General features: G+C 66.0%; 13 protein-coding genes. 7 read left to right on the top strand and 6 right to left on the bottom strand.

Annotated elements, in window-relative coordinates; translation table 11 throughout:
• The first annotated feature begins 48 nt into the window (after window positions 1-48).
• The 3 genes from R2834_11755 to R2834_11745 all read left to right on the top strand — a co-directional run bounded on the left by R2834_11755 (window position 49) and on the right by R2834_11745 (window position 9,792).
• Complete coding sequence (locus R2834_11755) at window positions 49-4,380, top strand: hypothetical protein (protein ID MEZ4700999.1); 4,332 nt, start codon at window positions 49-51, stop codon at window positions 4,378-4,380.
• A gap of 1,417 nt (window positions 4,381-5,797) precedes the next feature.
• Window positions 5,798-7,711, top strand: a complete 1,914-nt coding sequence (locus R2834_11750; GenBank protein MEZ4700998.1) for a hypothetical protein — start codon at window positions 5,798-5,800, stop codon at window positions 7,709-7,711.
• A gap of 236 nt (window positions 7,712-7,947) precedes the next feature.
• Window positions 7,948-9,792, top strand: coding sequence for an ATP-binding protein (locus R2834_11745; GenBank protein ID MEZ4700997.1), 1,845 nt, complete (start codon window positions 7,948-7,950; stop codon window positions 9,790-9,792).
• Window positions 9,793-9,801: 9 nt separating this feature from the next.
• On the opposite strand, the gene R2834_11740 is transcribed toward R2834_11745, so the two are convergent.
• The 5 genes from R2834_11740 to R2834_11720 all read right to left on the bottom strand — a co-directional run bounded on the left by R2834_11740 (window position 9,802) and on the right by R2834_11720 (window position 14,330).
• Window positions 9,802-10,602, bottom strand: a complete 801-nt coding sequence (locus tag R2834_11740) for a polysaccharide deacetylase family protein (protein ID MEZ4700996.1) — start codon at window positions 10,600-10,602, stop codon at window positions 9,802-9,804.
• 93 nt (window positions 10,603-10,695) lie between these two features.
• The gene (locus tag R2834_11735) at window positions 10,696-11,748 is read right to left on the bottom strand and encodes a DUF1080 domain-containing protein (protein ID MEZ4700995.1); all 1,053 of its coding nucleotides are present in this window, start codon (window positions 11,746-11,748) and stop codon (window positions 10,696-10,698) included.
• A gap of 158 nt (window positions 11,749-11,906) precedes the next feature.
• The gene (locus R2834_11730) at window positions 11,907-12,686 is read right to left on the bottom strand and encodes an NIPSNAP family protein (protein MEZ4700994.1); all 780 of its coding nucleotides are present in this window, start codon (window positions 12,684-12,686) and stop codon (window positions 11,907-11,909) included.
• A 111-nt stretch (window positions 12,687-12,797) separates the two neighbouring features.
• On the bottom strand, window positions 12,798-13,640 hold the full coding sequence (locus R2834_11725; GenBank protein MEZ4700993.1) for a sugar-binding protein: 843 nt from the start codon (window positions 13,638-13,640) through the stop codon (window positions 12,798-12,800).
• A 66-nt stretch (window positions 13,641-13,706) separates the two neighbouring features.
• A complete protein-coding gene (locus tag R2834_11720; GenBank protein MEZ4700992.1) occupies window positions 13,707-14,330 on the bottom strand; it encodes an outer membrane beta-barrel protein in 624 nt (207 codons plus the stop codon).
• 204 nt (window positions 14,331-14,534) lie between these two features.
• Here R2834_11720 and R2834_11715 point away from each other — a divergent pair, with 204 nt between their 5' ends.
• Window positions 14,535-15,392 (top strand): HDOD domain-containing protein, encoded by an 858-nt coding sequence (locus tag R2834_11715; GenBank protein MEZ4700991.1) that lies wholly within the window; start codon window positions 14,535-14,537, stop codon window positions 15,390-15,392.
• A 105-nt stretch (window positions 15,393-15,497) separates the two neighbouring features.
• On the opposite strand, the gene R2834_11710 is transcribed toward R2834_11715, so the two are convergent.
• The gene (locus tag R2834_11710; protein ID MEZ4700990.1) at window positions 15,498-17,147 is read right to left on the bottom strand and encodes an alkaline phosphatase family protein; all 1,650 of its coding nucleotides are present in this window, start codon (window positions 17,145-17,147) and stop codon (window positions 15,498-15,500) included.
• 487 nt (window positions 17,148-17,634) lie between these two features.
• Here R2834_11710 and nhaA point away from each other — a divergent pair, with 487 nt between their 5' ends.
• The 3 genes from nhaA (at window position 17,635) to R2834_11695 (ending at window position 23,085) form a co-directional block, all read left to right on the top strand.
• Entirely contained in the window at window positions 17,635-18,978 is a 1,344-nt protein-coding gene (gene nhaA, locus R2834_11705; GenBank protein MEZ4700989.1) for a Na+/H+ antiporter NhaA, read from the top strand.
• A gap of 191 nt (window positions 18,979-19,169) precedes the next feature.
• Entirely contained in the window at window positions 19,170-19,775 is a 606-nt protein-coding gene (locus R2834_11700; protein ID MEZ4700988.1) for a globin, read from the top strand.
• 307 nt (window positions 19,776-20,082) lie between these two features.
• Complete coding sequence (locus R2834_11695) at window positions 20,083-23,085, top strand: TonB-dependent receptor (protein MEZ4700987.1); 3,003 nt, start codon at window positions 20,083-20,085, stop codon at window positions 23,083-23,085.
• The last annotated feature ends 36 nt before the right edge of the window (window positions 23,086-23,121 follow it).

The following is a 23,121-nucleotide window of genomic DNA, read 5'->3' as shown; positions in this document are numbered from 1 at the left end:
CCTCACCCATGACGATCGACCATCGACCGTCATCCATCGCCCATCGCCATGTCCTTCCATCAACTCAGCACCGATCTCGAACAGACGCGCCGCCAGAAGGAGCAGGCGCGGTTGTCGCTGCATCTCAACCGGGAGCGGCAGCGGCAGAACGAGGCGGCCCGGGCCGCCCTCGACCGGGTATTCGACCCGGAGAGCGAGGCGCACCAGGCGCGGCTGCACGCCCTGGAGACGGAGCAGAAGGAGCTGGCCGGCGCCGGCGTCAAGCTGGCGGCCGCGCTGGATCGGATACGGACCGCGGAGGGGCTGCTGCTCGAACAGTTCCTGCCGTTTTCCGACCCGCGCCAGCACCTCGGGCAGAAGGATGCGACGCTGCCGTTCATGCTGTTTCCGGTCCGGATCGAGACGCGGTTCAAGACGGTGGTGTCGGACGGGGTGACGGCGCCGCAGCTCTGGGTGCGCGTGTACCCGGACACGTGCATGGTGGACACGTTCGAGTCGTTCCTCTCCGAGAGCGAGCGCGAGAGCACGCGGCTGTTCTGGGTCAACTGGGCGAAGGCCGGCGGGGTGGAGGAGCAGCAGCGATCGGCGTGGCGGGCGCTGGTGGGATCGTTCGGCTCGGGCCGGGCGGCGTGGCTGATCGAGCAGTACCGGCCGGCGGATGCCGCCGCCTGGCCGGCCAAGGCGGATGCGGACGACATCGTCCTGGCGATTGCCCCGGCGACGCCGCTGCCGCCTGCCCAGCGCGGGCCGGCGGCCGTGTACTGGGAGGCGATCTGGCGGTCCGACGGCGAGGCCGGCGCGGTGGCCGCGGCGCAGTCGACCCTCAAAGCCGCCGTCGGCGCCGAGCAGGCCTCCGTTATTGCACTGGAGTATGCGCCGGTCAACCTGACCGACGCGCCGGCGACGAAGGCGAAAAGCGACGCCGCGGTGCAGGTGGTGTGGGTCGATCTGCCGGCGGTGGAAGCCACCGCGACCCAGCAGCAGTCCTGGGCCCAGGCGCCACGGGTCGACATCCTGCCCGAGCGGTTCGTGCTGCTCGGGTACCGGAACAACCAGGTGGTGCTCGAGCGGCTCGGCGAGCCGATACCGTCGCCGCTGGTGGCCGGCCCCGACCCGCTCGCGCCGCCGGAAGATCAGCTCCGGCTCGAGGACGGCGACATTGTGGTGGGGGAGCCGATGAAGTGGATGGTCGATTTTGACGAGGCCGTGCGCGTCGGGATGGCGTTTCGCATCCCGCTTTCGTCGCTCGACGCCCAGGCCGGCTTCGACCAGCTGCTCGTCCTCGGCGTCCGCCTCAGCGCCGACGAGGGCGATGGGCAGCGTCTGATCCAGAACCTGCTCCTGCATCATCAACAGGGCACCAACGGATTCAGCATCCTGCCGAACGGCTCGCCCACGAACAACACCGAGGGCGCTGGCTCGGCCTTCTCGGAAAACGAGGACGCCGACGAGACCTTCGAGACGGTCTTCGCCGGGACGCCGCTCGTCCACGACGCCGACTTCCGGACCCGGCTCGACGGTCAATGGCTGGCGGATACGCTCGGGCTCGACCTCGCCACGTTCGACCGGACGCCGAACAGCCGCGGGCGCGACCAGTGCGAGGCGCGCGCCATGAACACCGTCCTCTGGCCGGCCACGCTCGGCTACACCATGGAGACGATGATGAAGCCGGTGTTCGGCGACGAGACGATCGCCGAGACGCGGTGGTTCTTCACCCAGTTCGTCACGGGCCGGGGCCTGGCGCCGGCCATCCGTATCGGCGATCAACCCTACGGCATCCTCCCGACGACCGCCTTCAGCCGCGTCAGCTGGCTCAAGGATGGAAAATGGCGCACACCGGACGGCGTGGCACACCCCGAAGGGTACCGGGCGTTCATGCAGCGCCTCGACCAGATCCTGCGCGCGATGCGCGTGGACTGGGCGGCTATGGCGGCGAAGGTGCCCTATGTGGGCAAGGCTGGCGACCCCCATCAGCTGCTGCTGGACATCGTGGGCCTCACGCCGTCGTCCATCGAGTTTTACCAGCGCTACGCCGAGAGCATCGACGAGGTCGTCAACCGCCTCAAGCTGGCGGGTTTCTGGACGTGGTTTCAGTCCGTCCCGTTCTGGCTTTCGTACTCCCGCTCCGGGATGGATCTGCTCGCGAAGCTCGGCTACACGGGCGACATCACCCCCGAGATCCTCGAAAAGTTTTTCCTCCAGGAGCCCAACAAGCTGACGGGCCCGGTGGTGGACGACGTCAAGCTCTCCGAGGTCGACCCGATCCGGGCGTATACCGACGATGGGAAAAACTACATCGAATGGCTCGCCGACGCGGCCCGTACGTCGCTCGACCGGGTGCGCAAGCAGGAGGGGTTCACCGACAACAAGCGCCCGATCGCGCTGCTCTATCTCCTCCTCAAATACGCGATCGAGCAGGGCTATTACGACGCCGGCCTCCGCCTCTACGAACAGTTCGCGGTGCTGAATGCCGAGCAGCTGGCCGTCGCCCGGCTCGATCCGAGCTTCATCCATGTCGGCACGCCCGTGACGCCCGCGCCGGCCGCCCGCAGCAAACCGCTCCAGTTCGAGCAGCGGAGCGAGAGCCGGTACGAATACCTCTACCGCGCGGAGCCGGCAATCACGAACGACGACGTCTTGCTCGTCGGGGACTACATCCCCCGCGTCATCGGCGACGTGTTCGCTACGCGGTACCTGACCGAACAGCTCCAGGCGCTGGATCACCTCGCCGCGACGCCCACGGCCCGGCTCGAACGCGCCCTCGCCGAACACCTCGACCTCGTCACCTACCGGCTCGACGCGTGGCGGTGGGGGATGCTGAACTACCAGGTTGCGTCGATGCGGTATCGCGGGGAGGAGGAATCGCCGGTTCGCCGCGGCGTCTATGTAGGCGCGTTCGGCTATCTGGAAAATGTGCGCTCCGAGAACAAGGTGCTGACGCCGGTGACGCTGGATGCCGAGTTGACCGACGTGTTCAGGCCGGCGGAGGAGCCCGTGCTCTTGCGCGACAGTACGAACGGCGGCTACATCCATGCCCCCTCGATCGATCATGCGATCACGGCGGCGGTGCTGCGCAACGGCTACATCAGCAACGCCACGCCGGCGACGCCCGACGCGCTGAAGGTCAACCTCTCGTCCGCCCGCGTCCGCGCGGCGCTCGGCGTCATCGAGGGGATCCGCAACGGCCAGACGCTCGGGGCGCTGCTCGGCTACCAGCTCGAGCGCGGGTTGCACGACCGGCACGATGTGGAGATCGATGTGGCGATCTACGCCCTGCGCCAGGCGTTTCCGCTGGCCTCGGGCCGGATCAAGGATACGAAGACCGAAGACGAAGCCATCGAGTCGGTCGAGGCCCGCAACGTCATCGACGGCCTCGCCCTGGCGGAGCAGATCCGCACGTCGGGTCAGCGGACGTATCCGTTCGGGAAGACGCTGCCGACGATGGCGGAGCTCGGCGTGGCCAACCCGGCCGGCGCGCTCGCGGCGATCAACGAGGAGGTCGACCGGATGCTCGACGTGAACGACGCCGTCGCCGACCTCGCGATGGCGGAGGGCGTCTACCAGGCCGTGCAGGGCAACTACGGCCGCACGGGCGCCGCGCTCGAAGCGTATGCGCGCGGCACCTTCCCGCCCGAGCCGCAGGTCGTCCAGACCCCCCGCAGCGGCCAGACGCTGTTGCATCGGGTGGGGCTGCACTTCCAGGCCGGCCTCGACGGCACCGTATCCCCGAACCTCCTCGCCGTGACGCCCCGCGCCGAGGCCGAGCCGGCGGTGAACGCCTGGCTGAACGGCATCCTGCCGGATCCGGCCTCCGTCGTCTGCCACGCCCGGTACGTCGACACCGCCGGTGTCGAGCGCGTCGTGGAAGTCAACCAGCAGCATCTGGGCATGCAGCCCATCGACCTGCTCTACGGCGCCAATGCCGATCTCGATCAGGCGATGGCGGATCTGGACGACCGCATCGTCCAGCACGTCGTGGGCGCGCAGGTGCTGCGCCCGGATATCGCCGTCCGCATCGACTACACGACGCGCCCGTCGGGTGGGCGGTATGCGTTCTTCGAAGTGGGCGCGATGCTGCGCGGCTCCGCGGTCTGCTGCTGCGGTCGCGCCCGCTCGATGCGTCCGACATCGCGCTGGTCAACGAGGCGACGCGGTCGGACACGAAGTCCGTATCGGTGGATGAGGCCCGGATCCTCGGGCCGAAGGCAAAACTCACCGAACTCCTCGCCGCCGCCGGCGACGACCTCACCAAACTCCTGGCCGACCTCGACGCGTCGCTGGCGGATCCCGTCGCCAACCGGGCGGCAGTGCTGGCCGGCGTCGACCTGTGGTCCGGCCGCTTTATGCCGCTTGCGAGCGCCGCCGGCCGGTTCGGGATGACACAGGCCGCGCCGGGGTTCGTGTATCAGGGCCGCAAGACGCGCTACACCGGGCTTCTGGCGCTGCTCGACGACCTGGCCATGCGCTGGTCGGCGAAACAGACGGCGCACCTCGACCTCATGGCGGACGCCGCCGCCGCGTCCAGCGAGGAGGAGGGGGTCGATCTGATGACCCGGGCGGAGGCGCAGATCTCGACCGAATACACCACGCCGCGGCCGGCGACCCGCGCCGCGTACGCGCTCGCCATCCAGCCGAAACGCGTCGCGTTCGACGCCCGCCTGCAGGATGTCCAGAACCTCCGCGCGGCGCCGCCCATGACGGTGAGCGGCCTCGCCCAGGCGATCGCCGCGCTGCTGCCCGTCGATGCGTTCGACATCCAGACGCCCGACCTGGAAGGGGAGGAAGACGCCATCGTCCGCTATGTGCAGGAACTGCGCATCCGGGTCGCTTCCCTCGCCACGGAGATCGCCCGCCGCCTCGCCGTGGCGCAGGCGGCGCTCGACGAGGCGAACGCCGAAGCCGACCTCGCGAGGCGCGCCGACGCCCGCGTCCGCGCCGGCAAGGAGTTGTTCGGGGAAGACTTTGTCGTCGTGCCCGAGTTCAGCCTCGGCGAGGAACAGGCGGACGAGCTGCACAACGCCTGGACCGACCGCGACGTGCTGATGACGCACCTCGTCGACCCGGCCGGGCCCGATCTCGACTTCCCGGTCGACGACTGGCTCTACGGCGTCGCCCGCGTCCGCGAAAAAATCAAACACTGGGAGCAGACGACCCTGCTCGCCGACGCCTTCGGCCGGCCCGAGCCGGCGCTCACGCCGCTCCAGCTGCCGTACCGGGCGGACGACCGCTGGCTGGCCATGCCGTTCCCCGAAGACTATGTGTTCGATGGCGACCGGCTGCTCTATACCGCCCATTTTGCGACGCCATTCGACCGCAGCCGGCCTCAATGCGGGCTCCTGCTGGACGAGTGGACCGAGATCGTGCCGTCGAAAGAGGAGACGACCGGCCTGACGTTTCATTACGACCGCCCGAACAGCGAGCCGCCCCAGACGATCCTGCTGGCCGCCTCGCCGGTCTTCAGCGGGGGATGGACGTGGGCCGACCTCGTCGACACCCTCCGCGAGACGATGGATGAGGCGCGGCTGCGCGCCGTGGAGCCGGCGCAGGTGGATGACACCGCCTACGCCCGTTTCCTGCCGGCGGCCGTGATGGCCGTCACCCGCCACCCGATCACCATCATGCTCAACCTGGCGGAAAACAATCGATTGATCGACATCCCCAGCCAATAGGCACCATGCGTCGGTCGGGTTAGGTCCCCTCAGGGACCGTAACCCGACACATCGTTAACACCATTTTTTATGTTCATGTCGGGTTACGGTCCCCGGAGGGACCTAACCCGACCTACGGCTGCAATCCCATGCTCGAATACGTCCAAATCGATGACATGCCGCTTGCGCTCGAGGCGCGCGAGCTGCCTACGGTGACGCTCTGGAACCGGATCGAGGCGCGGCCGCGGTCCGACCAGTTCGACCGGGCCCTCAAGGCTGAAATCCGCGACCCGCTCTGGATGCTGACGCGCCAGTGGCAGATGGGCGAGTTCGAGGGCGACGACGCCGGCTCGCCCATCTTCGCCAAGATCCACATGGCGACGACCCGTCTCACGCGATACCGGGCGGCGGAGCATCCGACGCGGGCCTTTTCCGAGGACGTCCCCCTCGAAGCGCAGGTCGAGCAGCGGCCGATCCCGTTCCACGTCGGCGACCAGTACGTCTCGCTCGACCTCCGGCTCGCGATGGGTCGGCAGTGGATCAAGCTGCTCAACAAGGCCGGCCTGGCGCTGGCCGCCGGCTACCGGCAGGCCTATGCCATCGATCAACCCGATCCCGACGATGCGGCCCAGGCGCAGGTCGTCGCGCATCGCGACGCGTGGCAGCAGGTGGCGGCTGTCGCCGGCGAGCGGGCGATGGACGGGTATGCGCTGTATGCGCACCTCAAGGCCGGCGGCGATCCCGCCGACGGACTGCCGGCCCCGCCCTCGCCGGCCGATGCGCTGAAGCTCGCCGAACTCGCGCCCCGATTCGCGGCCTGGTACGAGGCGCTGTTTTTCCAGCCCGACGAGCCCGACGAAAACGCGTGGAAGCCGAGCTATCTCGAATATCAGTTCGCCTGCTCGGCCCCGGAGGGCAGCGCCGAGAAGGTGTACACGGCCGACGCGTATTACCAGGGCCGGCTGGACTGGTACAGCGTCGACATCGACCCCGATAAAAAGACCATCGACGGCGAGCCGCCCGTCCCGCCGCCGGCGGACGTTCCGCCGCCGCCCACGACCACCTCGTTCGTGCCCACCCAGGTGACCTACGACGGCATGCCCAACACGCGCTGGTGGGCGTTCGAGGACCGGAAGACCAACTTCGGCGACATCGCGCCGGATACGACGGATATCGGCAAGTTGCTCTTCATGGAGTTCGGGCTGGTGTTCGCGAACGACTGGTTTCTCGTGCCGCATACGCTGCCGGCGGGCAGCATCGCCTCGGTGCGCGGGATGGCGGTCACGAACGTGTTTGGCGAGCGGATCTGGATCGAGCCGGCGGGCAAGGGGCCCGACGACGCCTGGCAGCGGTGGGCGATGTTCACCGTCAGCCGGCGCGGCATCGACGACGCGCAGGCCGACACGAGACTGTTGCTGCTGCCCACGGTGCCCAAGGTGCAGGAAGGGCCGCCGGTCGACGACGTGCTGCTGATCCGCGACGAGATGGCCAACATGGTGTGGGGCGTAGAGCGCCGCATCCCGTTGCCGTCGGGGGCGTCGAAGCCCGGCAACGAAGCCGGCTACGAAACGCGCGGCTTCCACCAGCGCCTGCTGCGGCAGGGGCTGGAGGACGGGTCGATCCTGCCGGACGAGAACGTGTACAGGGCGCCGATCCGGTATGAGGTGATGAATACCGTCCCCGAGCACTGGATTCCGTTCGTTCCGGTCCACGTCCCGGGCAGCAACCGCGAGATCCAGCTCCAGCGCGCCGCGCTGCCGCGTGTGCTCGACGGCGCGCCGGCGGATCAGCCGCCGGTGAAGGTGGAGCCTCGGAGCCTGCTGCTGCGCCACGGGCTCGACGCGTCGCAGCCGTATTTCCTGCACGAGGAAGAGGTGACGCGCGCCGGCATCCGGGTGACGCAGGCCTACCAGCGCACCCGGTGGTACGGCGGCAAGGTTGTGACCTGGTTCGGCGCCCGAAAACAGACCGGCCGCGGCGAAGGGTCCAGCGGGCTGGCGTTCGACCGGGTGGTGGAGGTCCCGTTCGCCCCCGAACCCCCGCCCGATGCCGCCCCGGTGTGAACCTGATGCCGCCGTGCCGCCGGCGCGCGGCCACCCATCCCCGGAACCCGTCCGCCCCGCATACGTAGCACGCCCACCAACGGGCCTGCCGGCGCCAGATGCCTTTCTACCTCCCGGCAGCCCGAAGTCGACACGACTCGGCCTGGCCGGCGACGATCTCTGGCCGCACATCCGATCCAGCGCATGCACCTCATGGATCGGATTCGACACATCCGGAAACGAGCCCGAAGTGGCCCATGAAAAAGGCAACACGCACGAAGTTCGAGGCGTTACGCGCAAAAACGACCAGCCTGACGGACGCCGCACGGCGAGCCGACGCCGGCCAGCATATCCCGGAACTGACCGAAGTGCTGGATGAATTGCACGCCTTTCAACTCGAGCTGGAAACCCAGAAAGACGAACTAAAGGTCGCCCAGGATCGCCTCGCCCAGATGCGCTCCGAGTACCGCCATCTCTTCGACTTCGCCCCCGTAGGCTACCTGGTGTTCGACGCGGATGGCGTCATCATGGACATCAACGCCACCGCCCGGGAAATGCTGGGCGTGACGGACCGCGATCTCTACCGCCAGCCGCTGCTGCCGTTCGTGGCGACGAAGGACCGGCGCGTTTTTATCCGCCATCTTCAGGACGTGATCGCGTCGAAAGAGACGCTGCGCTGCGAAATCGAGGTGCAGAGTTCGCAGGGCGAAACCCATCACGTGGAGATGGTCAGCTCCGTGATCTTCTCGAGCAGCGAAAACGACGTCCTCGTCCGCACGGCCCTCATCGATCAGAGCGAACGCACCGCGATGGAGCAGGACCTCATCCGCGAGCGCGAAAAAGCCCTGCAGTCGGCCCGCTTCATGAATGAGTTCATGGCCAACATGAGCCATGAAATCCGCACCCCTCTCGCGAGCGTCATCGGCTTCGCCGATCTGCTGGTGGACGAGCTGCCGGACGAATACAAGGAGATGGCCGAGCTCATTTCGAGCGGCGGAAACCGCCTCCTCAATACGCTCAACTCCGTGCTCGACTTCGCGCGGCTGCAGTCCCGCCGGACGCGCGTCGTGCTCAAACCCACGGACGTCTCGAAACGCGTCGAGCACCAGTGCCGGCTCATGCAGCCACTACTCGGGGGCAAGGACGTCGAACTCACCTTCGCCACGAACAGCCACAACATCATCGCCTCGCTCGACGGCAATTTCCTGGATCGGATCCTGAACAACCTGATCGGCAACGCCATCAAGTACACCGAGCAGGGGGCGGTCCACGTCGACGCCAATCGGCTTGAGGACTGGGCCGAGATCGTGGTGAGCGATACGGGCATCGGCATCGACACGGACTTCCGGCCGCATCTCTTCGAGCCGTTCCATCAGGAACACATGGGCAGCGACAGGCCCTACGAGGGCGTCGGCCTCGGCCTTGCGATCACGAATCGGCTCGTCCAGCTGATGGGCGGCGAGATCGAGGTGGACAGCGAAAAGGGCAAGGGCAGCGTCTTTCGGGTACGTTTCCCGCTGTTGAAGAAGCAAAACGCCCAGGAGACGCCGACCCTCGCGGAAGTGCAATCGGAAGAGCGCAAGCTCCTGCTGAAGGATAAGCGGATCCTCGCCGTGGAAGACAACCGCGAGACGCGCATGCTCGTGGAAATCCTGCTGGGCAAACAGATGCGGGTGGATGCCGTGCGTTGTTACGACGAAGCGCTCGAACATTACCGCAACGGCTCCTACGATGCGTTGCTGATCGACATCAACCTGGGAGAGAAGAAGACCGGGATCGATTTGCTTCAGTACGTCATGGCGCACCCCCCGGAACGCGCGCCGTACTGCATTGCCTTCACGGCCTACGCCCTGCCGACCGATCAGGAGAAATACCTCGAACTTGGATTCGACGACTACCTCTCCAAGCCTTTCACGCACGAGGCGCTCAACAAGGTGCTCGATCGGTTTCTGGATTCGCGCAGTCTGACGGAGGGCGCCGAGCCCGAACCGGAGGACACGCCGGCCGCGCCGCATGCCGGCGACGGCCTGAGCGCGCCGCTGCCGCTCCAGCTCACCATCGGCCGAAAGCCCGTCGCGCCGGCGGATCGACGGGGGAGCTGAGGCGTCCGGCTACCGGCCGCGCTGCGCGATGACGTACCGCGCCACTTCGCCGACGGGAGCCAGCCAGATCCCGTTCGCCGGGTCGGCGGCGTAGGTCATGAGGTCCTCCAGCATCGTCACGTGCGTCGTCTGTTTGCCGCTGCTGCCGATTTCGTGGCCGGCGAGCACCAGCCAGCTGTTGTAGGTCTTCGCGAAGTCGATCAGGTCCTCGATCGCATCGAATTCCTTGCCGTCCATCTCCATCCCGAGGAGCTGCGCCATGTCGGCGCGGAGCGGGTCGTTCGGGCCTTCGTCCAGCCAGCCGCGGCCGGTCAGGAACAGCTCGTCGATGAGCGGGACATAACTCTGCGTATTCCGACCGCGTCCGATAAAGGTCATCCCGCACGGGTAGGCGAAGGAGACCGGCGAGACGCCGAGCATCTCTTCGATCAGGCGGTTTGTCTCGACCAGTTCGCCCCGCATCCGATCCATCGAATAGGCCTCGAGGGCGTTGTCCGAGATCCACACGAAATTGCCGGTGCACGGGTGGTTGATGGAGTGGTTGCCGATTTCATGGCCGGCCGCCACGGCCGCCTTCCATCCGTCCAGCCGCTCCGCCGCGCGGCTCGGGACGAGGTAAAACGTGGCCTTGTACCCGTGTTTGTCGAGCACCGCCGTCCCCACGTCCACCTGGCTGTATCGGGCGTCGTCGAAGGACAGGCTGACGGCGGCCTGGATGCCGTCGGGCCAGGTGATACGCGGCCGCTCGGGTTGCGCGGCCGCCAGGCGCGTCAGGAGCAGGACGAACAGAATACCATGTACGCGTCGCATGCGATGGGATGGAGCTAGCGGTTAACGATTCGAGGTTCGAAGCCCGGGGCCGGCTCGAACAAGCCCTGAACTTCGAACCTCGATCCCGGATACTCAGCTGAGGGGTGTGAGCACGATATTGCGGTACATGACCTTGTCGTGATCGCCCTGGAGATAGATCGGGCCCGGCTTCGACTCGTCGGCCGACATGGCGCCGCCCGTCACGCCCTGCACGGGGGCGTTGTCGATGATCTTCTTGCCGTTGAGGATCACCGTCACATGGTGCTTGTACAGCGTGATGTCCATCGTCTGCCATTCGCCGGCCGGCTTCTCGGCCGACATCGACGGGGTGATGCGGCTGTAGAGCGCGCCCATGTTGTGCGGGTCGAGCGCCTTGCCGTAGCTGTCGACGACCTGGATCTCGTAGATCCCGCGGAGGTAGACGCCGCTGTTGCCGCCGGCCGGGACGTTGACTTCCAGCTTGAGGTTGAAGTCCTCGAATTCCTGCTCGGTGCGCAGGTTGCCGTAGTGGTAGCGGTGCGGGTCGTCGGCCGGCTGGGCCGGGTTGTTGACCAGGACGCCGTTCTCGACGCTGAATCCGTTCTTGTGGTCGGGATTGATGATCTTCCAGCCCGTCAGGTCGCGCCCGTTGAGCAGGTTGATCGGCGTGCCTTTTTTGGCCGCGGCGAGGTCGGGCGCCGGCGGCAGGGCCGGCAGCCGCATGCCGGTGAAGCGGACGACATTCGTGCTGAGGCCGTTGGCCGCCGGGAAGTAGGCCGTGCCGACCAGCTCGTCGTGCCCGAGCACGAATTCGTAGCGCTCGGTGACCTGATGCGTGCGCAGCGGCTTGTCCATCGCGTCGCGCTCCTTAACGACGTTGTTGACGCGCGTCACGACGAGCTTGCCGTGCTCCTCATAGGCGCTGGCGACCGGAAGGACGCTGCCGCCCATCCAGAGCAGTTCGGCGTCGAGGTAGCCGTTTTTGTGGTGCACGTTGAGCCATCCGGCGCCGCCGGGGATGTCGAGCGTCCAGCGGCCCATGTAGCCATGCATCTTGTGCATTTCTTCCATGCCGGCCATGCCGTGCATGTCATGGTTCTGGCCCGCCGCCGGCGTGGCAACGAAAGCCAGCACGGCAAGCGTGAGAACGTAGTACAGGTTTTTCATCGTGGTTATGTGTTTGGAGGATGCTGGGGCTGAATGCGGGATGCAGGATGCGGGATCCGGGATGCAGGATGCGGGATGCAGGATGGGGAAATCGCTCTCCACGAGCTCACGCCCTTAAACCTGGAACCTTAAACCTTGAACCTTGAACCTCGCCCGCATCAAACCTGCGAGTAGGCGGTCGGTCGGAGGATGTAATCGGAGATATTCGAAACGGTGTCCTTGTAATAGGGATTGCCGCTGAGCGTTTTCCAGTCGGGGTGTACGCGGAAGGCGTCCCAGGCCGCGTCGCGGGCGGCCATGTCCTTGTAATAGACCATGTAGATCAGGTTCGGCATCATGCCGCCGGCGACGGTCTCGCCGAAGAACACCGGGTTGAGGCCGGTATCCCGGAAGATGGGGATTTCGCCGGCGTTGAACATCTCCACCTTGCGCCGGGCCGCGGTATCGCTGTGGCTCTCGTAGATGCGGAGTTCGAAGATGCGCGGTTCGTTGTTCGCGGCCTCGGCCGGCACTTCCAGCCGGGGGATCGCATCGAACGCGCGGAGCAGGGAGCTTTCGAAGCGGACGAACGCCGGGCTCTCGAGGGGGGCGCTGAGGAAATCGGCGCCGGCCTCCTGGTATGCCGCGTCCGCGGCCATGCGCGCATTCAGCGTGGCGACGGACTCCAGCGAGTCGTGGCTCAGCAGCACGTACAGGGACGGGGCGTTGGGCCCGTAGACGACGCTGAAAACGCCGACCGCCGGGATGCCGTGCCGGTTCCAGGCCGGAATGGCGGCATCCTTCAGGTAGGTCTCGAGCCGCTGCCGGCCGGCGCCGACGAGCGGCTGGTAATGCCGCAACTCGAAGTACTGGTTGCCCGCTTTCGGCTCGGAGGCCAGACCGGGGACGGCTGCCAGCGGCGAAAGGCCGGCCGCGGCTACAAAATCTCGTCGATTCATGATGGGTAAGGGTTCAATGTTGGATGTTCAAGGTTCGAGGGCGCCGCTTCATCCCTGTCGGCCACAACCCATGCGTTGTGCAAGGTACCGCGTGCCGTGCGCATTCCGCGCTCATTTTGGCAATCGCTCGATCGGTTTTTGCGCGGGGCTCAGGATCATCCGTCCCCACGTCGTGTCGTCGTCGCCGGTGCCGTAGATCATGAAGTGGCCGCCGTAGTCGCCCCCGTCGGGGTCGGTGTGGACGATTTCGAGGCCGTATTCGTCGCCGATGACGGGCGGCTTCCAGCGGGGGTCGCTCGCGCCGAGGGTGGGCGCCATGGCCACACGCGCCTCGAGGATGAAGTCGCCGGCGCTTTGCCCCCACGGGTTCATGCGGACGGCCCAGTTCACCGCCGCGGGCGGGATGGGCTCCTCCAGATAAGTCTGGCCGGCGGCGCCATGCCGCCACCAGGCGCCATAGGACGGCTTGCTGGCGTCGGCGACGAAGCAAAAGCTGTTGTCGCCCTGCCCGAACCACTCGGGCGCCTCGTCGCGCGGGGCCTCGATAAACCAGCAGATGGCGTCCTTGTACATCCAGCGCCGGTCCGCCGGCTCGGGGTCGACGATGTCGTTGACGTTGTCGTGCACTTCGGCGCCGAGGTAGAGGTAGGTGTCGTCCCAGGCGATGTAGTACCGCGCGCTGAGGTCGTCCTCCAGGCCCGGCTCGTTGTTGCCGTGGTCGGTGAGCCGGTTGCGCCGGCCTTCGTCGTACCAGGGTTCGTGGCGGATACGGGCGATGTCCCAGAGCCCGTCGCTGAACGCGGCGTCCTTCCAGTCGTCGAGCCGGCCGTCGATGGACGGAGCGGTGGGCAGGAAGGGGACGAGCAGGCGTTCGGGAACGATGGAGCGGGACTGCGCGAGCGCGGTGGAAGCGCTTAGCGTCAGCGCCAGAATCAGTAGGGAACGTCGTTGCATGCGGTTGGCTGGTGTCCTCAGGGGTGTTCCCCAAGGTAGCCGCCAGGCACGCGTCTTGTCAACCGATCAGAACACCACGCCGACATTGAACCGGAAGACGTTGTTGGTGGCGTCGATCGGGATCCCGAGGTAGTCCTCGAACAGGTCGGTGACCCCCGTCTCGTAGCTGAGGTCGACGGTGATGAGGTTCAGGATATCCACGCCGGCGCCGATGGGCACGCCCAGGAGCAGGGTTTTGAAGTTGTCCTTCGAGAGGCGGCTATCTTCCGAATCCACCTCATAAATGCTCGTCGCGGCGGCGCTGGCGTGGACGCGGACCTTGAAGATCGATTCGTGGATGACGTTGTAGCCGAAACCGAGCGAAACCATCGCGGCGCTGAGGTCGGTTTGCCGGGTGATGTCGGCGATTTCGCCGTCGTTGAAGGGGTCCTGGAACGTGGGCCGCATCCTCAGCTGGGTGCCCGACCGCTGCCAGAACACGCCGGGCATCAGGTGCAGCCGGCCCCCGATCCGCAGCGTCGCGCCGATCTGGTAGCCGAGGCGGGCCTGGCCCTCCGTGTCGGGCGGGTCGGTCGATAGCCGCGACGCGCTGAGGCCGGCCTGGGGATTGAAGGCGATCTGGGCGACCGCCGGGGTAGAAACGCTCGCCAGGAGCAGGGCGACGGGGACGACGATCTTGCGAAGCGACATGATGGAGAAACGGCGTGGCTGAAGGGTCATAGGGCGTGATTACGACGGCCGGCGGAGGGGAGTTTCTTCGACCCGCAGGCCGTTCGATGTGCCCTTTCTCATCTAAAGTTTGACGGCTTTTGGCCGAAACTAAGACCGTTTCCACTCGCTTCTGGCTACCGACCCATTGCGCCGCAGTACAGGCGTCGCCATCCCCATTGCCCTATGCCTATCGACGTTGATCTGAACCTGGCTGAGCCGCGTAGCATCCTTCAGGGCTATATCGACGCAGAACAGCTGACCATTCCCGTGCTGCCGGCCGTCGCGATCGATATGCTGCGGATGTACAAGGATCCGGATACGAACGCGCGGGCGATGGCGGATCTCATCCAGAAAGATCAGAGCCTCGTCGGCAGCGTGGTGCGGGTGTGCAATTCGGCGGCCTACGGCGGCGTCCGTCAGATCACGTCCCTCCAGCTGGCGATAGCCCGGCTCGGCATCCGGGTGCTCGGGCGCATCGCCGTGTCACACATCGTCCGCGGTAAGGTATTCAGCGCGCACGCGCACGAACAGGAGATGGCGGACATCTGGTCCCACGCCCAGCTCACGGCCCTGATCGCCAACGAAGTGGCGCGGCAGTGCGGGCTGGACGAGGAGGAAGCCTATCTCTGCGGGCTCCTCCATTCGATCGGCAAGCCGTCCGTCTTCCAGGCCATCGAGGAGCTGAAGGGGAAGGGCATGATCGACGTGACGCCGGCGGAAGAGTCGGCCCTGGCGGAGGAGTTTCATTGCGTGGTGGGCTTCAAGGTGGCCGAAGCCTGGTCCCTGCCGCCGGTCGTGCGCCAGAGCTGTCTGCACTACAAGGATCCCACGGAATCCCCCGTCGACACCGCGCGCGTCGTGTCCATCGTACACGTGGCGCACCGCCTCGCGCTGAGCTTCAGGGACGCCGACACGGAGGACGCGAAGAGCCTGCTCAACGAGTCCGTCATCGTCACCGCCGGCATTTCCGACGCCGCCCTCAAAGCCCTGATCGACGAAGCCGAATCGTTCGTCCAGAAAGCCGAGGGGATGGGGCGGTGAGGGGGGTGAGGATCAAGGATAAAGGATCAAGGATTTAGGCTCTAGGATTAAGGATTTAGGCCACAGGAAAGCCCCTTGAACCTGGAACCTGGATCCTTAAACCCTTCAACGGTGCATCCTATCCCCCGGAATGATCTGTCTGGGGACGCCGGGGCCTTCGTAGAAGACGCCCAGCCATTTTCCGCCGCCGCCGTTGAACCATTCGACGCGCAGGGCGTGCCGGCCGGCGGTGAGGTCCATGTCTCCCGAGCGCTCGATGACCCCGTGGTCGCCGTCGTTGTTCACCACTTCCTTGCCGTCGACGTAGAGCTTGCTGCCGTCGTCCGAGCCGGTGGTAAAGCGGTACGTGCCGGGCTCCAGGATGGCGAGGTTGGTCTCGAAGACGATGACCACGTGTTCGTCCCGGGGCAGCGTCAGCCCCGCGCCGCTCAGCTCATACGTCGTGCCCCGGGTGTCGGGCCGGAGCCGGCTCACATCGGGCAATGCGCTCAGGTCGTCCACGGCATACGCGGCGTAGCGGATCCCGTAGCCGCGCGACGCGGGTTGTGACAGCACGCGGAAATAGGCGGTGGACATCTTGCTGATCGGGGCATCCTCCTCGAACGCGGTCGCCTGCACGACGGTGGTGGCGTCGAGGGTGAACGGCGCGTCGTAGATCGGCGAGGCCGCGGTCGGTTTCGTCCCGTCGAGGGTGTAGCGGATGACGCCCCGGTCGGCCGTGTTGGTGATGCGGACCGTGGGCTGGGTGTCGACATACAATCCGCCGGCGGGGTCGTAGCCGTTGCGGGGCGGGTGGATCACCGGGCTCCGCAGGTACGACGCCGCCGTGTACATCAGGTCGGGCGTCGAGAACCCTTCGAACGCGCTGGCGACGGGCCGGCCGGTCCACGCATACGGCGTCTTGAGGCCGAGGGCGAAGGCGACCGTCGCAGCGTTGTCGGTCGTGTTGACGGGCGCCTCGATGGCGAAGCCCCGCTTGACGCCGTGACCCATCATGAGGAACGGAATCTCCAGTTCCTCCGTCGTCTCACCCCCGTGTCCGAGGCCGATGCCGCCGTGATCGGCCGAGACGATGATCAGGCTGCGCTCGAGCAGGCCGGCGTTTTCAATGGCCGCGAGGACGACGCCGATCAGGGAGTCGGCGCGGCCGACCGACGCATAATAGGCGTCGGTGCCGTGGCCGTAAGTGTGGCCGGCGTGATCGACGTGGTCGAAATGCACAAAGGCGAAGGTCGGCTTTTTATCCTCGATATAGGCCGCGGCGAGCGCGGCGGTTTCGTCCTCGGTGTCGGGCGAGCGGTCGTAGTTGACGGCCTGTTTCTCGAACAGCCGGCCGAAACCGGTCCAGTGGTAGATCGCACCCACCTCCGCTCCGGGGCGCTGGTTGTGGACGAGCGAAAAGATGGTGGGGAAGATCGTCTCGTCTCCGTTCACGACGGGCGGGAGGGAATGCACTTCCTTCTCCCAGTCGTTCGAGGTGACGCCGTGCAGCGCGGGGCCGGCGCCGGAGATCATCGAGGCCCAGTTCGGGCTGGAACTGGTGGGCAGCACGCCGCGCGCCTGGAGCGTATAGGCGCCTTCACGCATCATCCGGTCCATGACCGGCGTGTCGGCGTTGCGGATGCCGTCGGGGCTCATGCCGTCGACGCCGATCACAAAGACGTGTTCGATGCCGGAAGGCGTGGGGGATGGGGCGGGCTGGCAGCCGGCGAGCAGCGCAAGGAGAAGGACGGACGACAGCGTGGATAGCTTCATGCGGCAAGGAGTTCGGGCGTTGAAAAAAGAGCGTGGTGAAAGGTACGCGTTTCGACCTAAAAGGAAATGATGGAACCGTGAAGGGTTGCGGCGTCTTGCGGGCGCAGAGGGGGCAAAAATCGGGGATTACCGGGATCCTGCCTCGCCGCTGCCGGTACATGGACGACTGCCAGAAGGACCTCGCCTTGCGCCCTGCGGCGCAGCCATCTGCCTTTCGATGACTACGACGATGATTCCTTGCCGATCGCTTTCCTGGATACACGCCATTCCCTGCCCTCAGGCAGCCTGGATCGCCTCATTTCACGCGCTGTCGGAACCCCGTCACCTCGGGTGAGCGCCGGCCTGCTGCCCGCTACGATTCGCTTTTTCTCCTTCGTTTCCATGCCGCTCCGTGCGGCCGATGCGAGGTTTCCTGTGTCATTGGAACCGCTTCGAGCCGCCGGCTCGCGCTGCGGAACCCCCTTCACCGATTGATTCCAGCCCCGTTATGGCATCCGTAAAGCTCGACCTCCCTTCGCGCCCCGTGCCGGCGTACATCAAGCCGTTTCAGGAATTCACCAAGCTGGAGGCCGCCGGCGGCATCCTGCTGCTGCTCTGTTCCGCCGTCGCCCTCATCTGGGCGAATTCGCCGGCGTCGAGCAGCTATTTCGCGTTGTGGGAGACCTACATGACCGTCGGCGTGGGGGCGTTCCAGATCAACAAGCCGGTGCTGCTGTGGGTCAATGACGGACTGATGGCCATCTTCTTTTTTCTCGTAGGGCTTGAAATCAAGCGCGAGCTGCTCGACGGCGAGCTGGCCTCGCCGCGCCAGGCGGCGCTCCCGATGGCCGCGGCCCTGGGAGGCATGCTGGTCCCGGCCGGCATCTACGCCCTGCTCAACGCCGGCACGCCGTATATCGCCGGATGGGGCGTGCCCATGGCGACCGACATCGCCTTCGCGCTTGGCGTGCTGGCGCTGCTGGGCAAGAAGGCGCCCCTGTCGCTCAAGATCTTCCTCTCCGCCCTGGCCATCGTCGACGACCTCGGCGCGGTGCTCGTCATCGCGCTGTTTTACACGGAGCAGATCTCCATGACGTATCTCGCCATCGGCGGGACGCTGCTGGCCGTTTCGCTGATGGCGAACCGGTTCGGGATACGCCGGACGGCCGTTTATGTGGTGCTCGGACTGGGCGTGTGGGTGATGTTTCTGAAGTCGGGCGTGCACGCGACGGTCGCCGGCGTGCTGCTGGCGCTCACGATCCCGGTCCACACGCGGGTCGACGTCCCCCTCTTTCTGGAGAAAGGAAAACTCATGATGGATCACATCCGCGGCGGGAGCCACCAGGCCAACGGCCGGCCGTCCGGCGACCAGCGGGCGGCGATCCACGGGCTGGAAGTGTTGTGCAAGGTGAGCGAGTCGCCGCTGCAGCGGATGGAGCACGCGCTGCACGGCTGGGTGGCCTTCGGCATCATGCCGATCTTTGCGCTCGCCAACGCCGGCGTGGCGCTCGGGGGCAGCGGGCTCGGCCCCATCGGCGACAACACCATTTTGATCGGCGTCGCGCTCGGGTTGATGCTGGGCAAGCCGATCGGGGTGTTCGCCTTTACCTGGCTCTCCGTCCGTGCCGGGGTGGCGGTGCTGCCGAGCGGGCTGACGTGGCATCATATTTTCGGCGCCGCGTGTCTGGCCGGCATCGGGTTCACGATGGCGCTGTTTATCGCCAACCTCGCGTTCAGCGACGCCACGATGCTCAACAGCGCCAAGATCGGCATCCTGGGCGCCTCGCTGCTCTCCGGCGTCGTCGGCTGGTTGTGGCTCGCCCGCTTGAAGCCGGTGCCGGAAGAGGCCTGACGGATGCGCGGCAGCCGTGGTGTTCCGGTGGCGCTCGAAAGCGGCATACCGCGCATGATGCGGCCGGCTTCCTCTGTTTATGAGAAACGCTGCGACGACAGGTAGTCGATATCCCGTCGTGTTCAGTCCCTTACCGGCCTCTATAACCGGCAGCGCCCGCGCGCGCCGCCGATCGACCCAGCCGATACCCTATGCAAGCGAAGTTTCGGTCCAGCCTCCTGCGCTGCCTGAGCAACATCCACTTTCTGGAGCGTTTTTACGACACCTTCATGGCGTCGTCCCCCGAGGTCCGCAATGCGTTCGCGCATTCGGACATGGAGCGGCAGATGGCGATGCTCAATGCGTCGCTGTATCAGTTGATGAACCTGTACGAAAAGCGCGACGACAAGGCGCGCGCGTTTATTCAGGAACTGGGTGCGTCGCACGGCAAACACGGGCACCAGATTCCGCCGGCGCTGTACGACCTCTGGCTCGACAGCCTGCTCAAGACGGTCGAGGAGTGCGATGCGCAGTACGATGCATCCATCGGTCAGGCGTGGCGGGAAGTCATGTCGTACGGCATCGGACTGATGAAGTCTAACTGGGACGCACAGCCGAAAACGCCGCGCGGGGCGGAGCCGGCGATCGCTCCGGAGGAGATTCAGCACCTGGCGGACCGGCTCAAGGAGCTCAGCCAGGAGGCCTCGCACCGATCCGATCTCGAACGGGACAGCGAGGCCTCGGCCTTCCAGTTCGGGCAGTATCGTGCTTATCTGCACGCGAGTCAGGTCGTGCATGAACTCTTGAACAAGAAATAGCCGCCCGGACGCCCGCCGGCCCGGATTTCCTCTCCTGGCGCCCGTCTTTGCGATCGCGCCGGCCTTGCGGATCGCGTGGGATCAGCCCGCTACGGGGACTGTATTGTCGTAAAATGCGGTGAACCGTACCTTGCCACCACCTGTTTGCCGCCGCGCCCGCCCTGACGCGCCCGGCCCAGGGCAGGTCTGTTCGTCCAAGCACCGCCGCCCGTAACGCGTCGCTCCGCGTACGTACTAATCCCCGACGTGCCGGCGTGACCGGCAGAGGGCGTGCGCTCCACCGACTTTCGATCCACCATCCATATCCATGATCGCTTCCCGATTCAGGCGGTTTGTGCCGCTGTGCGTTCTTTCGCTGCTTTTCCTCGCTGCATCTCCCCTTCGCGTCGCGGCGCAGGCGAGCCTGGAGGCGACGGTGTTCAATCTGAAGACCAACCAGCCTATCGAGGGCATTACGATCTGGCTCGAAAACGAGGAGATCGGCTACTCCGAGCAGAAAACCACCAACGCGCTCGGTAAGGTCTTTTTCGCCGGCCTCACCACCGCCGGCGTCTACGAGGCGTTCGTACCGCAGAGTGCCGACTACAACGAGGCGCGTGCCGGCCAGATCAGGCTCCGTTCCAATGAAAAACGCAGCGTCGTGCTGCTCGTTGGGCCGGTCAGCGAGGTGCAGTTGGACGAGCTGGTCGTCGAAGGCTCCGGTTTCGCGCAGCTCAACACGACGTCCGCCGAAGTGGCCTCGACGCTGGCGGCGAAGGAAGTCGAGATGCTGCCCATCGAAGGTCGCGACATCACGCGAGCGCTTTACCGGCTGCCCAACGTGACGCTGGCGACCGGCTTTTTCCCCGAGGCGCCCAACGTCAGCATCAACGGCGCGAACTCCCTCTTCGTCAATTACATGATCGACGGGATGGATAACAACGAGAATTTTCTCGGCGGCCAGAAATTCCCCATTCCCGTGGGATCGGTGCAGGATGTGACCGTGCTGACGAACAACTACTCGGTCGAGTACGGTCGGACCGGCAACGGGGTGTTCAACGTGACGACGAAAGGCGGCGGCAATACCGTAAGCGGGGAGGCGTTTTACGTGACGCGGCCGGGTCCGGTGATCGACGCGAGCAGTCCGTACGCCCAGCGCGACCTCTCCGGTAACCAGGTGAAGGACGGCTTCCAGCGGCACCAGGCCGGCTTTGCCATCGGCGGCCCCATCCGGAAGGATGAGACCTTCTTCTTCGTCAACTACGAACAGACGTACGATCTCAAGGATAACCTGCTCAACGTGCCGGCGCTCGGCGTGAACGAGACGGTCCGTGGCCAGAATACCTTTTCGCTCGCGTCGGCCCGGGTCGACCAGCGCTGGTCGGACCGGTTTCGCTCCACCTTCCGCGCCAATGTCGGCATCGTGGGCATCGAGCGGCAGGGCGGCGGGCTCGAGGGGGGCACCGAGTTCCCCTCCACCGGAAACACCCAGGACCGCAACGCGACGCTCATCGGGGCCCAGAATACGTACCTGGGCGACCGCTTCGTGTGGGAGGGCAATGCACAGTTCAGCCGGTTTCGCTGGAACTACGCCGATGCGCAGGACAACACGACGCCCCGCGTCGACGTGCTCGGCGCCGACGGGTTGAGCCTCGCCGGCCTCGGACACCCCGGCTATGTGTTCGACGACATCGAGAACACGTTCCAGATTCAGCAGAAGGTGACGCTGTCCGTCGGCCAGAGCACGTTCAAGTTCGGCGGCGAAATCATCACGTCGAATTTCGAGCTAGCGGGCGGCGGCGCGCCGGCGGGCGCCTATCTGGTGCAGCTCAACCAGGCGCAGGAAGACGCGCTCCGCGAGCGGGCCCTCGGCTCGGAGCTGGGCGTCACCGACATCCCGGCGGACGCCGAGGTGCTCGCCTACTCGATCGAGCTGCGTCCGACACGCTTCGGCGCCCGGCAGAACTACTACTCGCTCTACGCCGAGGACCAGGTGGCCGTCAACAGCCGGCTCAACCTGACCGTCGGGCTGCGGTACGATTACGACAACCTCTCGAAGGGCGGCGCCGCCGAAGGCGACCTGAATAACTTCGCGCCCCGCCTCAATTTTAACTACCTCATCGACGACCGCAGCGTCGTCCGCGGCGGGTACGGCATCTTTTACGACAAGGTGCTCTACGCCATCTATTCGGATGCGCTCCAGCAGAACTCGACGGCGGAGGGCTACCGGCAGCAGCTGCAGCAGCTGATCGACACGGGGGTGCTGCCGGCGGATACCGACCTCGACCGGATCACGTTCGACGGCAACCTGACGGTCGACGCCACTGCGCTCACGCCCGGGTACCTGCAGGGCCCCGGGCCGTTCGAGGTGCTGGCGCAGCGCGACCAGGTGTTCAGCAACGAGCTGCGCATCCTCAATCCAAACGGCTACGACAACCCGTACACACACCAGTTCTCGCTGGGATACCAGCGGCAGCTGGGCACGGATCGGCTGTTTTATGTCGATCTGGTGCACACCCGGTCGTTTAATCTCTACCGGCTCCGCAGCCTGAACCCGCCGGCGCCGTGGGACCTGGATCCGGTGCCAACGGACCCGGCGTTTGATCCGAGCGACTATGTCCGCACGCCGGCCGAGGCGGACGCCACGCGGCCGGTACCGATCGTCCCGGGCGGGGCGCGCAACATCGTGGTTAGCGAGGCCGGCGGGGAGTCGCGCTACTACGCGGCGTCGTTCAACCTCCTCAAGGATCGCCACGACGATACCTACGCCTACCGCTTCTCGTACACGCTCTCGAACCTGCGCAACAACACGGAAGACATCAACTTCCGCGCGCAGGACGCCAATAATTTCGAGGACGAATGGGGGCCGTCGATCAACGACCGCACGCATGTGATCAACGGGATCGTCTATTATTACCCGGTGCGCGACGTGGCCGTATCGGTCGCGGCGCTCGTCCAGAGCGGCCAGCCGATCAACCGGATTCCCGATGCGACGATTTTTGGCACCACCGACCTTAACGGCGACGGACGCTCCTTCGCGGATGCCTACCAGGGCAACAGCGACCGCGCGCCGGGCGAGGACCGCAACAGCGACCGCCTGCCCTGGGCTACGACGTTCGACCTCGGCGTGCACTACAACCTGCCGGTCGCCGGCCAGATCGTCGAGCTTCGCGCCGACATCTTCAACCTGTTCAACGCCGAGAACCTGAGCGGCTACTCGAACAACGCGACGCAGAGCAACCAGATACAGGTCGGCGGCGCCCGGGAGATCGTCCGCCGCAATGCCGCTCCGCCGCGCCAGTTCCAGTTCGGCGTCCGCGTCGTGTTTTGATGACGGGACACGCCAGGGCGTGTCCGCGCAGTCAGG

It is taken from the genome of Rhodothermales bacterium, assembly GCA_041391505.1.
Lineage (GTDB): Bacteria > Bacteroidota > Rhodothermia > Rhodothermales > JAHQVL01 > JAWKNW01.
This window is presented reverse-complemented; position numbering and strand designations above follow the sequence as displayed.

Bases quoted from the DNA above. Each gene is read 5' to 3' on its own strand.
- R2834_11755 (MEZ4700999.1), top strand. From the start codon at position 49: ATGTCCTTCCATCAACTCAGCACCGATCTCGAACAGACGCGCCGCCAG.
- R2834_11750 (MEZ4700998.1), top strand. From the start codon at position 5,798: ATGCTCGAATACGTCCAAATCGATGACATGCCGCTTGCGCTCGAGGCG.
- R2834_11745 (MEZ4700997.1), top strand. From the start codon at position 7,948: ATGAAAAAGGCAACACGCACGAAGTTCGAGGCGTTACGCGCAAAAACG.
- R2834_11740 (MEZ4700996.1), bottom strand. From the start codon at position 10,602: ATGCGACGCGTACATGGTATTCTGTTCGTCCTGCTCCTGACGCGCCTG.
- R2834_11735 (MEZ4700995.1), bottom strand. From the start codon at position 11,748: ATGAAAAACCTGTACTACGTTCTCACGCTTGCCGTGCTGGCTTTCGTT.
- R2834_11730 (MEZ4700994.1), bottom strand. From the start codon at position 12,686: ATGAATCGACGAGATTTTGTAGCCGCGGCCGGCCTTTCGCCGCTGGCA.
- R2834_11725 (MEZ4700993.1), bottom strand. From the start codon at position 13,640: ATGCAACGACGTTCCCTACTGATTCTGGCGCTGACGCTAAGCGCTTCC.
- R2834_11720 (MEZ4700992.1), bottom strand. From the start codon at position 14,330: ATGTCGCTTCGCAAGATCGTCGTCCCCGTCGCCCTGCTCCTGGCGAGC.
- R2834_11715 (MEZ4700991.1), top strand. From the start codon at position 14,535: ATGCCTATCGACGTTGATCTGAACCTGGCTGAGCCGCGTAGCATCCTT.
- R2834_11710 (MEZ4700990.1), bottom strand. From the start codon at position 17,147: ATGAAGCTATCCACGCTGTCGTCCGTCCTTCTCCTTGCGCTGCTCGCC.
- nhaA (MEZ4700989.1), top strand. From the start codon at position 17,635: ATGGCATCCGTAAAGCTCGACCTCCCTTCGCGCCCCGTGCCGGCGTAC.
- R2834_11700 (MEZ4700988.1), top strand. From the start codon at position 19,170: ATGCAAGCGAAGTTTCGGTCCAGCCTCCTGCGCTGCCTGAGCAACATC.
- R2834_11695 (MEZ4700987.1), top strand. From the start codon at position 20,083: ATGATCGCTTCCCGATTCAGGCGGTTTGTGCCGCTGTGCGTTCTTTCG.